12 protein-coding genes and 1 other annotated feature are annotated in these 13,940 nt (G+C 29.4%); of the genes, 9 read left to right on the forward strand and 3 right to left on the reverse strand.

The window, feature by feature from the left end:
- The first annotated feature begins 240 nt into the window (after positions 1-240).
- The 9 genes from nhaC to IO99_RS16220 all read left to right on the forward strand — a co-directional run bounded on the left by nhaC (position 241) and on the right by IO99_RS16220 (position 10,547).
- Positions 241-1,677 (forward strand): Na+/H+ antiporter NhaC, encoded by a 1,437-nt coding sequence (gene nhaC, locus IO99_RS16180; RefSeq protein WP_035135290.1) that lies wholly within the window; start codon positions 241-243, stop codon positions 1,675-1,677.
- Between the two features lie 16 nt (positions 1,678-1,693).
- Positions 1,694-2,902: a M20 family metallopeptidase gene (locus IO99_RS16185; RefSeq protein ID WP_035135291.1), complete on the forward strand. Its 1,209-nt coding sequence runs from the start codon at positions 1,694-1,696 to the stop codon at positions 2,900-2,902.
- Between the two features lie 143 nt (positions 2,903-3,045).
- Positions 3,046-4,599 (forward strand): amidohydrolase, encoded by a 1,554-nt coding sequence (locus IO99_RS16190; RefSeq protein ID WP_035135293.1) that lies wholly within the window; start codon positions 3,046-3,048, stop codon positions 4,597-4,599.
- A 17-nt stretch (positions 4,600-4,616) separates the two neighbouring features.
- Complete coding sequence (locus IO99_RS16195; protein ID WP_035135295.1) at positions 4,617-5,825, forward strand: AfsR/SARP family transcriptional regulator; 1,209 nt, start codon at positions 4,617-4,619, stop codon at positions 5,823-5,825.
- A 144-nt stretch (positions 5,826-5,969) separates the two neighbouring features.
- Positions 5,970-6,204, forward strand: a binding site (T-box leader).
- Positions 6,205-6,374: 170 nt separating this feature from the next.
- Entirely contained in the window at positions 6,375-7,664 is a 1,290-nt protein-coding gene (locus IO99_RS16200; protein WP_035135340.1) for a dicarboxylate/amino acid:cation symporter, read from the forward strand.
- 273 nt (positions 7,665-7,937) lie between these two features.
- Entirely contained in the window at positions 7,938-8,375 is a 438-nt protein-coding gene (locus IO99_RS16205; protein ID WP_035135297.1) for a LytTR family DNA-binding domain-containing protein, read from the forward strand.
- A gap of 12 nt (positions 8,376-8,387) precedes the next feature.
- On the forward strand, positions 8,388-8,834 hold the full coding sequence (locus IO99_RS16210; RefSeq protein WP_035135299.1) for a DUF3021 family protein: 447 nt from the start codon (positions 8,388-8,390) through the stop codon (positions 8,832-8,834).
- 10 nt (positions 8,835-8,844) lie between these two features.
- Positions 8,845-9,378 carry an ABC transporter ATP-binding protein gene (locus IO99_RS19535; RefSeq protein WP_242844144.1) on the forward strand — a complete coding sequence of 178 codons (534 nt, stop codon included), beginning with the start codon at positions 8,845-8,847 and terminating at the stop codon, positions 9,376-9,378.
- A 356-nt stretch (positions 9,379-9,734) separates the two neighbouring features.
- Positions 9,735-10,547: an ABC transporter permease subunit gene (locus IO99_RS16220; RefSeq protein WP_035135300.1), complete on the forward strand. Its 813-nt coding sequence runs from the start codon at positions 9,735-9,737 to the stop codon at positions 10,545-10,547.
- 54 nt (positions 10,548-10,601) lie between these two features.
- Here IO99_RS16220 and IO99_RS16225 read toward each other — a convergent pair whose 3' ends face one another.
- Genes IO99_RS16225 through IO99_RS16235 form a run of 3 tightly spaced genes read right to left on the reverse strand, consistent with a single transcriptional unit; the run spans position 10,602 to position 13,811 of the window.
- Complete coding sequence (locus IO99_RS16225; protein ID WP_035135302.1) at positions 10,602-11,762, reverse strand: ABC transporter permease; 1,161 nt, start codon at positions 11,760-11,762, stop codon at positions 10,602-10,604.
- Positions 11,749-12,864 (reverse strand): ABC transporter permease, encoded by a 1,116-nt coding sequence (locus tag IO99_RS16230; RefSeq protein WP_035135304.1) that lies wholly within the window; start codon positions 12,862-12,864, stop codon positions 11,749-11,751. The genes IO99_RS16225 and IO99_RS16230 overlap by 14 nt, the downstream gene beginning before the upstream one ends.
- A 14-nt stretch (positions 12,865-12,878) precedes the next feature.
- Positions 12,879-13,811 (reverse strand): ABC transporter ATP-binding protein, encoded by a 933-nt coding sequence (locus IO99_RS16235; protein ID WP_198028603.1) that lies wholly within the window; start codon positions 13,809-13,811, stop codon positions 12,879-12,881.
- Positions 13,812-13,940: the final 129 nt, after the last annotated feature.

Consider the following 13,940-nt stretch of genomic DNA (forward strand, 5'->3'; position numbering starts at 1 on the left):
TAGGTTTATCTTCCTGAAAATAGTCTGCGACCTCTTCATAAATGTCAGAGAGTAAAAGTTGATTTTTTAATTGAATCATAAAGGACTCCTCCTTGGGTATATTTTGGGTTAGATAATAATATATTCGCCGTGAGGTGGGGGAAATCCTTTTTGATATAGCTTGTAAATCCTTGAACCCTAACGGGTTTGAGGGTTATGCAAGCGACTATTATTATATAAATTAAGGGGGATATAAAGACAATGAAAACGAATAACATTTCTCAGGAAAAACGACCTAGCTTTGGAGCAGCAATATTTATAATTCTTTTCTTATGTGTTGCAATGGCTTTACAAATTTTTGTTTTTAAACAAAACTATGCTACTCATATTACACTTATCATAGTAACAGCTGTTGCTGCAGTAGTAGCATTAATATCTGGGTTTACATGGAAAGATATTGAAGATGGGATTGTATATGGATGTAATATTGCATTAGTACCAATGCTTATACTTATGCTTGTAGGAGTTCTTATTGCTACATGGATTGCAGCCGGAACTATACCAACTCTTATATATTATGGGTTAAAAATAATATCTCCATCATTCTTTCTAGTTACATCAGCATTAGTTTGTTCTATAGCTTCAGTTTCAACAGGAAGCAGTTACACTACAGGAGCTACATTTGGAGTTGCATTCATGGGAATAGGAATGGGACTAGGAATTCCAGCACCATTAACAGCAGGTGCAGTAATTTCAGGAGCTATTTTTGGTGATAAAATGTCTCCATTGTCAGATTCTACAAATCTGGCAGCTGGTGTGGCAGAAGCTAACCTTTTTGATCATATTAAATCTATGTGTTATACTACAGGACCGGCTTTTATAATATCATTAGTGCTTTATGCATTTATAGGATTTCAATTTAAAGCGGATGCTATAGATGCTTCACAAATTAATATTATACTTAACGGATTGAAAGATAACTTTACATTAAATCCATTAATGTTAATTCCACCAATTATAGTTGTTATTTTAGCAGTAAAAAAAGTTTCTGGACTTGCAGTAATGGTTATAGCATCTATTGTGGGATTAATATTTGCTGTGATATTTCAGGGGTTTGGAATTGGAGAAATGCTTGGATTTATGAATGATGGATTCATATCTAGCACGGGAATTGCAGAGATCGATGCACTTCTAAGCCGAGGAGGACTTCAAAGCATGATGTGGACAATATCACTAGGATTTATTGGAATAAGTTTTGGTGGACTACTAGAAAAAACTAAAGTTTTAGGTGTTTTATTAGAAAAGATGTCAGGGCTAGTTAGTAAACAGGGAGGATTAATCACTACACATGTTATTTCATCTATTGCAGTTAATTTATTCTCTGCAAGTCAATATATAGCATTAATAATTCCAGGAAGAATGCTTGTACCTGCTTATAAAAAACTTAAAATTCTTCCTCAAGTTTGTTCAAGAACTTGTGAAGATTCTGCAACGGTTACTTCACCATTGGTTCCATGGGGATTATGCGGGGTATATTTTTCAGGAGTTTTAGGGGTCTCTACCATTGAATATATACCTTATGTATTTTTAGCATTACTTTGTCCTTTAATTACAATTATATATGCATATACTGATAAATTTGTATTTAAAGAAGGCGATATAAAATCTTCAAGTACTTATGAAAATAAATCTGTATAGTTAGGGGTATATACTTATGAAAAGAACAGCAATTGATTATATAAATAAAGAAAGTGTTACGTGTCTTTTAAAAACACTTGTTAATATTCCGAGTCCTTACTTTCATGAAAAGGAAATCATGGATACTGTTTATGCCTGGCTAGAAGAGCATAACCTAAGCCCACAATTTCATCACTACAATGAAAAGAAAATTACTCAATTTCAAGGACTAAATGTTATAGGTACTATTAAGGGGAAAAAACATGGACCTAAAGTTTATTTCAATGGACATATAGATACTGTAAATCAGTGTAATGGATGGGATACAGATCCATTTAAAGCTGTAATTAAAGAGGGAAAGCTTTATGGATTAGGAGCTTTAGACATGAAATCCGGAGTAGTAGCTATAATGCTTGCCCTTGAAGCTTTCAAGTCACTTCATAATGACTTTAGTGGAGAAATTGTTTATTCAATTGTTTCTGATGAAGAAGGACCATATGGATTAGGTACAGATGCAGTTATAAGGGATGGTATTACAGATAATGTTGATGTGGCAATAGTAACAGAACCTAGTAGTGGATTTTGTAAGAAACCTTTTCCATGTGTTTGTTTAGGGGCAAGAGGTGGATTCAATTATATTGTAACTTTAAAGGGAAAATCATCGCATGCAGCAAATCCTGAAAGAGGAATAAATGCATTAGTCGATTCTGCAAAATTAATGATAGAGCTTGAAAAGTCATCTCTTATTGAAGATGAAAAGTTAGGTAAGGGTTCAATATGTATTTTAGGATGCAATAGCAAAAATGAAGCTTGTAGTGTACCAGATGAAGCATCTTTTACAGTATTTAGACATGTAGTTAATGGCGAGGATGAAGATTATGTTAAGAAAGAATTATTTAATGCTGTAGGAAGAGCTGGTATTAGTTCTAAGGTTGAATATTCATTAAGAGAACATCCCAATGAAGAGACTAAGGGGTTTCTTCCATATACTATTGATGAAAATAACTCATATGTTGAAAAATTCATAGAAAGCGTAGAGGAAGCTTCTAAGAAGAAGTGCACTATTGACTATTTTAAAAGTATAGGAGATTTTAATTATGTAGGTTCAAGATTAAAGGTTCCAACTATAATATTTGGTCCTGATGGAGGTAACTATCATACAAGTAATGAATATGTGATAATAGATACTGTAACAGAAACAGCTTTGTCTATTTACAATTATTTATGTAACCTTCTATGTAATTAGAATTCTGTAGATTGTTAAAAGATTTTAAGGAGAGGTAACGTTAAAAGTTTTATTAAAACATTTTAGCGGCCTCTTTTAAATATGTATTAATAAAATTATAAGTGTTATAATGGGGTATATAATGAAAATTCGAGGTTGTTAATATGGCTGACTTAATTTTATATAATGGGAATATAATAACTTTTTCAGAGATGCAATGCTTTCAGTGGATTGCAATTAAAAATAAAATGATAACACAAATGGGATTTGAAGAAGATTACTTACATATAGCAGATAATAACACAGAGCTAATAGATTTAAAAGGAATGACTGTGCTTCCAGGATTTTATGATAGCCATGTTCATCTTGTTCAAACGGGATTGAATTCTATCAGTGTTGATTTAAGCAATGCTACAAGTTTTGATGAAATTTTTAAGCTTATTAAGAAATATTGTGATACTGCACCAAAGGATACCTTAGTTAGAGCAACAGGTCTAGATGAAACTAAACTTAAAGAGAAGAGACTTCCAACAAGATATGAAATTGATAAAGTTTCTCCAGATCATCCAGTTTGGATAAATAGAAAAGAGTATCATACTAGTATTTTAAATTCCTTAGCATTACACAAATTTACTATACCTTTAAATCTTAAAGGTGTAGTAAAGAATGAAGCTAATATTCCAACTGGTGTCCTTACCCATACTGCGAATGCATTAGTTAGAAAGCAGATATTGGAAAGTATTAGTAATAAAGCGCGATTTTCTGCAGTAAATAATACTTTAAAAAGTGCTATTGCGAAAGGTGTAACTACAATTAATGCTATGGAGGGGGGATATACTTTCCATGATAAGGATGCAGAGTTTATTTTTGATACAAAGGATGATTATCCAATAGATATCATATTATTTTATCAAACTATTAATGTGGATAAGGTGATGGAGAAAAAATTAAATAGGATTGGTGGAAGTATTTTTTTAGATGGATCTTTTGGTTCAAGAACAGCAGCGTTATGTGAACCATATGAGGATGATGTTACCAAATCAGGTATACTATATTATACCCAAGAAGAATTAAATGCATTTGTATTGAAATGCTATGAAAATAATATTCAGTTAGGTACTCATGCTATAGGTGAATTAGCTATTGAGCAAATAATTTCTGCCCATGAATTTGCAAATAGTATATATCCAAATAGAAATCTTCGTCATAGAATAGAGCATTTTGAACTTCCATCTAATGAACATATTAACCGTGCAAAAAAGTTAGGATTGATTGCATCTGTTCAACCTACCTATGAATATTTTTGGGGGGGAAAAGGGAAGATGTATGAGAAGCGATTGGGAAAAGAACGAACTAGAAAGACCAATCCATATAGAACTATGATTCGTGGTAATCTTATAGTTTGTGGAGGTTCTGATAGTGATGTAACTCCAATTGATCCATTATTAGGTATTTATTCTGCAGTAAATCATCCTAATGAAAATGAGAGAATAACTGTGTTAGAAGCTATAAAGATTTTTACTATTAATAGTGCCTATGCAGTATTTGAAGAGGATAAAAAGGGATCTATAGAAGTAGGAAAGTATGCTGATTTAGTTATATTAGATAAAAATCCCCTTAGTATAGATACCAAGGAAATTAACGATATAGATGTTGTGGCAACTATTAAAGAAGGTAATATACTATATGAATGCGGACTTAGACCGGATACTTATTAGTTAGTAGGTGATAAATATTGAGTAGAGTTCATATATATCTTTTAGGTGAAGTAGATATCAAAGTAGATGGTGTAAGTGTAACCGATAAGCTTAGCAACAAGGCAATAGGATTGCTTTCCTTTTTATGCACTAATAAAGGTAAAAAATTTACTAGAGATAGGCTTTGTACATTTTTCTGGAATAATACAACTATTGAAAATGCTAGATATAATCTAAGATATAGTCTTTGGGTATTACGTAAAATATTTAATCGAGGGGATTGTGATTTATTTATTAGTTCAAAGGATAGTTGTATGATAAATCCAGAATTTGATTATTATATAGATGTTCTACATATTAATTATATAATGGAAAATTGTACACATGAAGAAAATCCTATATTATCTTTAGAAAAATGTAAGGATATTTATAATGGTGAATTTCTTCAAGGTTTTTATTTGAAGAATTGTCCTGATTTTAATGATTGGATTTTCTTTGAGAGAGAAAAATATCAGGAGTGTTATAGCACATTGTTATTTAAATTATCTAAGCTATATTCAGAAAATAGTATGTATAATGATTCTATTATAGTATTAAATGAAGTACTAAAACTTAATCCCTATAGAGAAGATATTTATTTGGAATTAATGAATTTACATATACAAACTAATGATATACAAGCTGCTTTAAAGGAGTATAAGAAATGCGAGTATATTTTAAGAGAAGAGTTAAACATACGTCCTAGTGAAGAAGTTATAAACTATTACAAAAACATCATTTGTAATAGTGAAAATACAAAAACAAATTTTTATAGGGTAGATAAAATTAAGATGAATAATGTTAAAAAAACTAGTATAATTGTACAGTGTTATCCTATAAATAAGATTAAATATTTTGGTATAGCATGTATAGTGGAAAAAATTATGCAGAGGTATTCAATTGAGCAGTTAATGGATTTAGATGAGTTTATTCTAAAGGATCTGTTAAGAATACAGCCAAAAGTTTTGTTAATAAATAAAAATCTAAGAATTGAAGATAATTTAAACCATTATAACGAGGAGAATAGAATTTATTTTTCTTTCGAAAGTTTACTTTTATATATTGAGAAAGTTTATCCTATAGAAATTCATATTAAAAATGTTAGTAATATTGATGATGTATCGCACAATATACTTAAATTATTTAGTTTAAAAAACCCAGAATGTAAAATAAAAATCTTAGTAGATGGTAACAAAATTATATTATAGATAGAATCAAAATAAGACTTTAACAAGACGAATAAAATGAGTATTATCAGATATATTTAAATCTATAGGAAAAAATTTCATGAATAAAAGGTGTTGACTATTAAATTAAAATAGGATACTATGATAACAGTTAAATATGAATTTACAAATGCAACGAAAAGGGAAAGTAATTAGTATAAGTTATTACAGAGAGGGTTAGTTTGCTGAAATAACCTATAATAAGTATTAGTGAAGTGCCCCTTGGAGCAGAAAAGCCGAAGCAAGTAGGTTTTTATGGGAACTCCCATTACAGAGTTAGGGTATGTAGTACCTAAAATGAGATGGATATTTTTATATCTAATAAGAGTGGAACCGCGGAAGTATACCTTCTGCCTCTGTATATTACAGGGGCAGAAGGTTTTTTGTTCTATAAGTTTATGGGTAAAATTGGTAGCTTATAGAATTTTGCTGGCCAGCAAAGAACAAATGAAATAAGGAAGCTCTACTAAAATGCTTATAAGTAAATTCAAAATTACTAAACAAAATAAAAAAATAAAAGGAGATTTTAAAATGAATATAAATCTAATATTAGCAGTAATACTATCATTACTAGCAGTGTTTACCATATATGCAGTTGAAGAAAAGACTAATAAATTTACTTATACTACATTAACAGCACTGGCTTTAGGAGTTATTTTAGGAGTAATATTTAAAGAAAACATTTTGTTTTTAGATATAGTTGGAAAAGGATATATGTCCTTAATTAAAATGATAGTTGTACCTTTAGTTATGGTTTCACTAATTACAAGTATAGTTAGACTAAAGAATTTAGATACATTAAAGTCTATAGGAATTAAAACACTAGGAATTTTATTAGGAACTACAGGTATAGCAGCAGCTATAGGAATTGTAGTAGCTAAGGTATTTAACTTAGGACAAGGATTAACTTTTCCGGGAGCAGAAGACTTTGTAGCTAGGGAAATACCTACATTTACTCAAGTGCTAGTGGACATGCTACCATCAAATCCAATAGCAGCTATAGTAGATAATAGAATAATTCCCATAGTTATATTCTCACTATTTGTAGCTATAGCTTTAGTTACAGAAGATAATATAAATCCAACTAAAGCAAAACCTTTTAAAGATTTTGTGTTATCAGCTCATACTATAGTATCAAGAATAACTCAAATAGTATTAAAATTTATACCTTATGGAGTTTTTGCTTTAATTGCAAAGGCTGTAGCAAGCAATGGATTAGAAACTATTAAATCCTTAATATGGGTTATTGCAGCAGTTTATATAGCAGCTATACTTCAGTTTATAGTGGTTTATACTCCACTTATCACTTTTATAGCGAAGAAAAATCCTTTAAAATTCTTCAAGGGAATCTTCCCAGCTCAAACAATGGCTTTTACAAGTCAAAGTAGCTATGGAACACTACCAGTAACTATAAAATCTTTAGTTGAAGGAGCTGGAGTATCTGAAAATATTGCTAGCTTTGTAGCACCTCTTGGATCAACTATAGGAATGAATGGTTGTGGAGGATTATATCCAGCTATAGTAGCTATATTTGTTGCTAATGTATTTAATGTAGATATGACAATGTACTCATATATTTTAATAGTATTAACTACTATAATATCTTCAATAGGTATTGCAGGAGTTCCAGGAGCAGCAACTATGTCTACAACAGTAGTATTAGCAACATTAGGATTACCTATAGAAGGTATGGCAATGATAATTGCCGTTGATTCTATAATTGATATGATGAGAACAGCAACTAATGTTACAGGCTCTGCAGTAGCAGCTTTAGTAGTAGATGAAACAGAAAAGAGAAAAGTTGCCAAAAAGAACAAATAGTAAACGAATATATCATTATAATATTTAAACACATTTTAACAGTGAGTTAAACTAAATTCTGAAAACAAATAATAATAAATTCAAAAAAACTTCATCCTAAAGATAATTAGCTTTAGGATGAAGTTTTTTATATGCAACTTAGCATAGGATTTATGCAGCTTAGAAGGATATGATTGTCTTAATAAATTTTAAAGAATATACTTAAATTATAGATTATAGATAATTTGAATTTTTTAACTGGTTAAAGAATTTGAATAGAAAGGAAGGCGTTAAATGAAGATTATAATAAATGAAGTTGAAGATATTGAAGATGTAGAAATAGTAATTAACTGCAAAACAATAGATGAAAATGTGACAAGAATTATATCTAAACTTAAAGCCTTAGAAGAAAAAATAACAGGGAATAAGGATGGAAAGATATTTATTCTAGATACAAATGAGATATTTTACTTTGAGTCAGTTGATAAGAAAACCTTTATTTATATGGATAGGGAGGTTTTCCAGACACATTTAAGACTCTATGAATTAGAAGAAAGACTTAAAAATACAGATTTTTTTAGAGCTTCTAAATCTACTATTATAAATCTGCGAAAGGTAAAAAATATAGTCCCTATGTTTGGAGGACGAATAGAGATACTTCTAGATAATGATGAAAAATTAGTAGTTTCAAGACAGTATGTACCTATCTTAAAAAATAAATTAGATTTATAGGAGGAGTATTGTATGAAAGAATTTTTTAAGAACACATTAGAAATAAAGATAATAACATGTATGTTCTTTACATCTCAGGTTGTTATTTATACTCTTATAGCTCCTTTTTTAGGAGAAAAAAGTATTCATTTAAGTTTAATATGGCAGATGATATTTATATCTATAATTTTAACTCTTCTCCAATATGTTATATATGCATCTAATATATTTATGAAGGTAAAGACTTGGATTAAGATAATTATTCATTATTTGTTGCTTGTTTTTATAGGTTATATATTAGCTATAATATTTAATTGGTTTGACTTAAGTAGCGGTAATAATTTTACTATTGCATTAAGTATTTTTACTGTATGTTTTATTTCCTTTACTGGGTCTATTGCATTATACAATAAGGTTTCAGGAGAAAGATTTAATGAAAAATTGAAACTGTATAAAAGTTCAAAATTTGATGATAAATAGGGGGATAGTAATGAATATAATTGAAACTAACAAATTAACAAAGAGTTATGGAAAAAATCGAGGAATAGTAGATGTGAACTTGCAGGTTAAAGAAGGAGAAATTTTTGGATTTGTAGGTCCAAATGGAGCAGGAAAATCTACTACTATTAGAACTCTTTTAAATTTTAATTTTCCGACTTCAGGGTATGGAACAATTCTTGGAAAGGATATAGTTAAAGAAAGTAGTGAAATAAAAAAGTATATTGGGTATGTACCTAGTGAAGTAAAGTTTTATGATGAATCAAAGGTTAAAGATATTATAAGATATGCTGAGAGTTTTTACGAAAATACTAATAAGGAAGATACTGATGAACTATGTAAAGAACTAGAGGTAGAGTTAGAGAAAAAAATGAGTGAATTGAGTCTTGGAAACAAGAAAAAGGTAGCTATAGTACAAGCACTTATTCATAATCCTAAGCTTTTAATTCTTGATGAACCTACTAATGGACTAGATCCACTTATACAAAAAAAAACTTTTCAATATACTAGAAAAACAGAGAGCTAAGGGAACTACAATATTCTTATCTTCTCATAATTTAGTTGAAGTTGAAAATCTATGTGATAGAGTTGCAGTAATAAAAGATGGAAAGATTATCGATGTAATTGAAATAGATAAGCTTGCCAGAAAAACGGGAGTAAAAATTACCTTAAAAGCTGAGGGTATAGATAATAAGAAGGTTGAAGAGTTTAAGGGAGAGATTATAGAAAATAATAAAGGTGAAATAACTTTTAGTTTTATAGGAGATATTGATAAATTAATTAAAAAAATTGCTAAGTTTAATGTGGAGAAGTTGCTTATAGGTGAGCATACTTTAGAGGATACATTTATGGATTATTATAAGAGGGAAGAGGAGAATTAGGATGAATATATTCAAGTTTGAGTTTAGAAGACTATTAAAATCTGCCATTATTTGGTCTGTGGTATGTGTAGGACTAGTAATAATGTTTATGGCATTATTCCCTAGCATGAAGGATAGTGGAATGCAAGAAATTGTTGCTACAAAATTAGATGCGTTGCCACCTGCACTATTAGAGGCTTTTAATCTTGAAGATGCTGTAGATTTTGGAAACATTTCAGATTATTTAGCCTATGCAATTCAATATATTTCTATGGCAGCTGGAATATATGGAATAATTCTTGGAATATCTGCTTTAGTAAAAGAAGAAAGTGAAGGTACCATTGAGTTTTTATATTCAAAGCCAATTACGAGAAATAAAATAGTAACTTCAAAATTAATTTCCTCAGCAATTATATTTTACCTATTTATTGTTATAGTTGGAGTTGTAACTATGGGAATTTCTATGGCTGTAAAGCCAGAAGAGGTTGAGACTATGACACTATTAATGGATATAAAAACTTTATTTATAGGAATGGCTTTTCTCGGATATATATTTATGGCCATAGGATTTTTATTATCGGTTATAATAAAATCTAGCAAACAAGGGACATCTATTGCACTAGGAGTATTCTTTACAACTTATATATTTGGGATTATAGGGAAGATGAAAGATGAACTAGAAGGATTTTTATATTTATCACCCTTTGATTATGTAGTTCCAGCTAATCTGTTAAAGAATGGGTTTGAAGTGAAATATGTACTTTTAGGATTAGGAATAATTGCTATATCTATTGTAACTACTTATGCTATTTATAATAAAAAGGATTTAGCCTAAATTTTTATATAAATACCTAGCACTTTAATTAAAGAGCTAGGTATTTATTTTCATTTAATATTTAGTTCTTCTTTGCTTCATGATAACTAAACCTACTCCTAAGAAAGCTACTGAAAAAGCTAACATTATTAACATTTCAAATAGGAGTGGAGTGAGAGTATCCATATTAAATGTTGATAGGGCATTAAGTTTATCATTTACATTTATAAACCAATATACAGGATTAAATATAGCAGTGCTTTTTACTGTTTCGCTGAGAAGTTGCTGAGGAACAAAGGCACCTCCTAAGAAGCAACAACCTAAAGACACAAGGTTAGAAATTGGACCTATGGAATTTTTAGTGGATATATTGCTAATTAAGAAGCTAAGGCATAAACAAGTTATTGTAAATATTAGAGAGTTTATACCATGTAACACTCCACTAAAAGAAAACATGTCTTTAGGATACATTACTATTGCTAGTGCCATGAATATAGTCCAAGTAGATAGTGCTAAAACCATATCTCCTAAAAATATCTGCATGTTGAAGTTATAGGAATTAATAGGTGAGCATAAATTTCTCCTTTTTAAATCTGGAGAATTGAAAATATTTGATACTATAGATATTCCAAGTATTAACATACATAGCATAGGATAAGCTAAATAGTTAAAGTAATAGGTAACGCTACTTTTAGTATCTTCTTTATTATCCTTTGCTAAAGTAACTTCTGTATCTATAGATAAATCTTTATTTACTAGATCACTTATTTTTTCAAAGTCTAAGTTCTTAGTATTATCAATGTAAACTTTGGTTGTGTTAAGATAATTATTTATCATTGATTTTATAAAAATACTACTGGAAGAGTTAGGTATACTTTGAGTTTCTAAAGTATAGGAATTATCTTTAAGAAAACTATCTTCAAATCCTTTAGGGATGGTGATTATAATTTCTGCTTCTCTAAAAAATAATGCATCTCTTATTCCTTCATCGGTAGTTTTAATTTTTACCAATTTAGAATTTTCTTCAATGTATGCTTCTAAATTATTTGAAAGAGGGGAATTATCATTATTTAAAATAGCTACTTTACATTTTTCAGTTTCAAAAGAGGTTGAATCTGTAGAATTCCCAACATTACTAAAAATAATTGTCATAAATATAAATATAGCCATATAAAGCAATAAAGAGGAAAGGGCACTTTTTTTTACTATTCTAAAATACTGTTTAAATACTTGCATACTTTTGCCTCCTTAAAACTAGATAAGTAACTATTGAGAATATAACTCCATACAAGGATAGAAGACCTAGATTAAGAAAATATCTATCATAGGTACTATAATAGTATAATGAATAAAATCCGTCAGTAATTAAGTTAACAGGATTTATATAGGATAAGATAGGAAATTTATCTTGAATGAAGTATTTAATCTGAACTGCCATCATTCCAGACAAAAAAGAGCATATCATTGTAAATGCCAGTAAAATTCCTTCCTTTACGCTAGCTTTTTTATTAATTAAAGAACTTACCATGGCACCCAAAGTTATTCCATTAAAACAGCCTACAAAGCAAAGTAAAATTACATAACCTATGGAGTTACCAAAGTCTATTTTTAAAACTTGAGAAATATATAGTATAACTATTAGCACTGTTGAAAAATAAAATAATAAAGTAGCACTTATTGCAGCTAAAAAGGTTTTTATTTTATTCACAGGAGCTATATTAATTCTTGCTGCTCTTTGAGATTGATTTCCTTGGATGTTTATAACATCAGTACAACCAGGGGTTGAACCTAGAATGCAAGTCATAGCTAAAAGGGTATAAAAATAAATTACAACAACGTTTGTAGAACTATTCAATTCTTTATCTTTAGTGTAGTTATTATAAAGAGCAATATTATTCATAAAATCTTCATTCATAATACTTGGGTTTATGGATACTAAATTTGATATAGTGGAATACTTTTGACTATAACTATCTACAAAGGTTTTTATTATGGACTCGTTAATACCAGACTTTGCAACAGTTATTTCAATATTATTTACAAAGGTTATATACCCTGAAATTTTACCTTTAGAAAGCAATTCTTTCGCACTATTCTCATCAGTACTTTCTATATTAAATAAATCACTTTCCTTCATAGCTGTAGAAAAGCTTTCAGGTATATTGCTATTACTTACAAGAGCAATATTAACATTCTCAAACTCTTCACCGGTGAGTATATTTGAAAAGGCTAAATTGAAAATTGTAGCTAATGCAATTGGAAATAATAAGGTCCAAAAGACACTTAATTTATCTCTAAAACGACATTTAAGTTGATACTTAAAAATATGCCAAAACATTCTATATTCCTCCTTTAATCTCTAAGTTCTTTACCTGTAATTTCCAAGAATACATCATTTAAGGTAGGTTGCTCTGAGTAAATTTTCCCATAACTTATTTTATTATCTCCAATATAACTAACAATGTCCCCAAGAGAACTATGCCCACTTTTTGTTCTAATATTTAGTAAATTATTCTTATAGCCTACTGATATAACATTAGGGAGAGCATTTATATTTTTTATATGATTTTCATTTAAATTAAAGGCCTCAATAGTTATTTTCTCACCTAAATCAATAATTGACTTTAGTTCTTCCTTTGTGCCCTTAGCAATGACTTTTCCCTTGTCCATAATAGCGATTGAAGTACAAAGCTGTTCAATTTCTTCCATGTAGTGAGAGGTATATATAATTGTTGCTCCTTCAGCATTTAATTTTTTTATTCCCTCTAAAATGTGATTTCTACTTTGAGGGTCAACAGCTACCGTTGGCTCGTCTAAAATGATTAGTTTTGGATTATGAGCTATACCACAAGCAATGTTTAATCTTCTAAGAAGTCCTCCACTTAACTTTTTAGGAATAAATTTTTTGTAATCTGAAAGACCAACAAAATCAATAGCCCTCTCCACAAGTACTTTTCGTTCCTTCTTATTGGTTACATATAATCCACAGAAATAATCAATGTTTTCATACACTGTTAATTCATCAAAGACGGCTACATTCTGCATGACGATTCCAATATCTTTTTTTACTTTATAAGTTGTTGGAGTCATTTCCTCTCCTAGGATTTCAATAGTCCCTTTATCATATTTAAGTAGAGATAGCATACAGTTTATAGTAGTAGTTTTACCAGAACCATTTGGACCCAAAAGACCAAATATTTCACCTTTTTTAATGTCCAAATTTAAGTGATCTAAAGCAATTAGTTCACCATATCTTTTTACTAGGTTTTCTATTTTTACAATCATAGTTAATACTCCTTACTTTATTTAGTTTATACTTATAGTTTATTAGAGAATCTCTTTGTAGGTAAGTGCTATTTGTCATTAATATTACATTACATTTGTCACATTAAGAAATTTGTATATGTTATTATA

The organism is Clostridium sulfidigenes, from assembly GCF_000732635.1.
GTDB classification, from domain to species: Bacteria; Bacillota; Clostridia; order Clostridiales; family Clostridiaceae; genus Clostridium_J; species Clostridium_J sulfidigenes.

Bases quoted from the DNA above. Each gene is read 5' to 3' on its own strand.
- nhaC (WP_035135290.1), top strand. From the start codon at position 241: ATGAAAACGAATAACATTTCTCAGGAAAAACGACCTAGCTTTGGAGCA.
- IO99_RS16185 (WP_035135291.1), top strand. From the start codon at position 1,694: ATGAAAAGAACAGCAATTGATTATATAAATAAAGAAAGTGTTACGTGT.
- IO99_RS16190 (WP_035135293.1), top strand. From the start codon at position 3,046: ATGGCTGACTTAATTTTATATAATGGGAATATAATAACTTTTTCAGAG.
- IO99_RS16200 (WP_035135340.1), top strand. From the start codon at position 6,375: ATGAATATAAATCTAATATTAGCAGTAATACTATCATTACTAGCAGTG.
- IO99_RS16205 (WP_035135297.1), top strand. From the start codon at position 7,938: ATGAAGATTATAATAAATGAAGTTGAAGATATTGAAGATGTAGAAATA.
- IO99_RS16210 (WP_035135299.1), top strand. From the start codon at position 8,388: ATGAAAGAATTTTTTAAGAACACATTAGAAATAAAGATAATAACATGT.
- IO99_RS19535 (WP_242844144.1), top strand. From the start codon at position 8,845: ATGAATATAATTGAAACTAACAAATTAACAAAGAGTTATGGAAAAAAT.
- IO99_RS16220 (WP_035135300.1), top strand. From the start codon at position 9,735: ATGAATATATTCAAGTTTGAGTTTAGAAGACTATTAAAATCTGCCATT.
- IO99_RS16225 (WP_035135302.1), bottom strand. From the start codon at position 11,762: ATGCAAGTATTTAAACAGTATTTTAGAATAGTAAAAAAAAGTGCCCTT.
- IO99_RS16230 (WP_035135304.1), bottom strand. From the start codon at position 12,864: ATGTTTTGGCATATTTTTAAGTATCAACTTAAATGTCGTTTTAGAGAT.
- IO99_RS16235 (WP_198028603.1), bottom strand. From the start codon at position 13,811: ATGATTGTAAAAATAGAAAACCTAGTAAAAAGATATGGTGAACTAATT.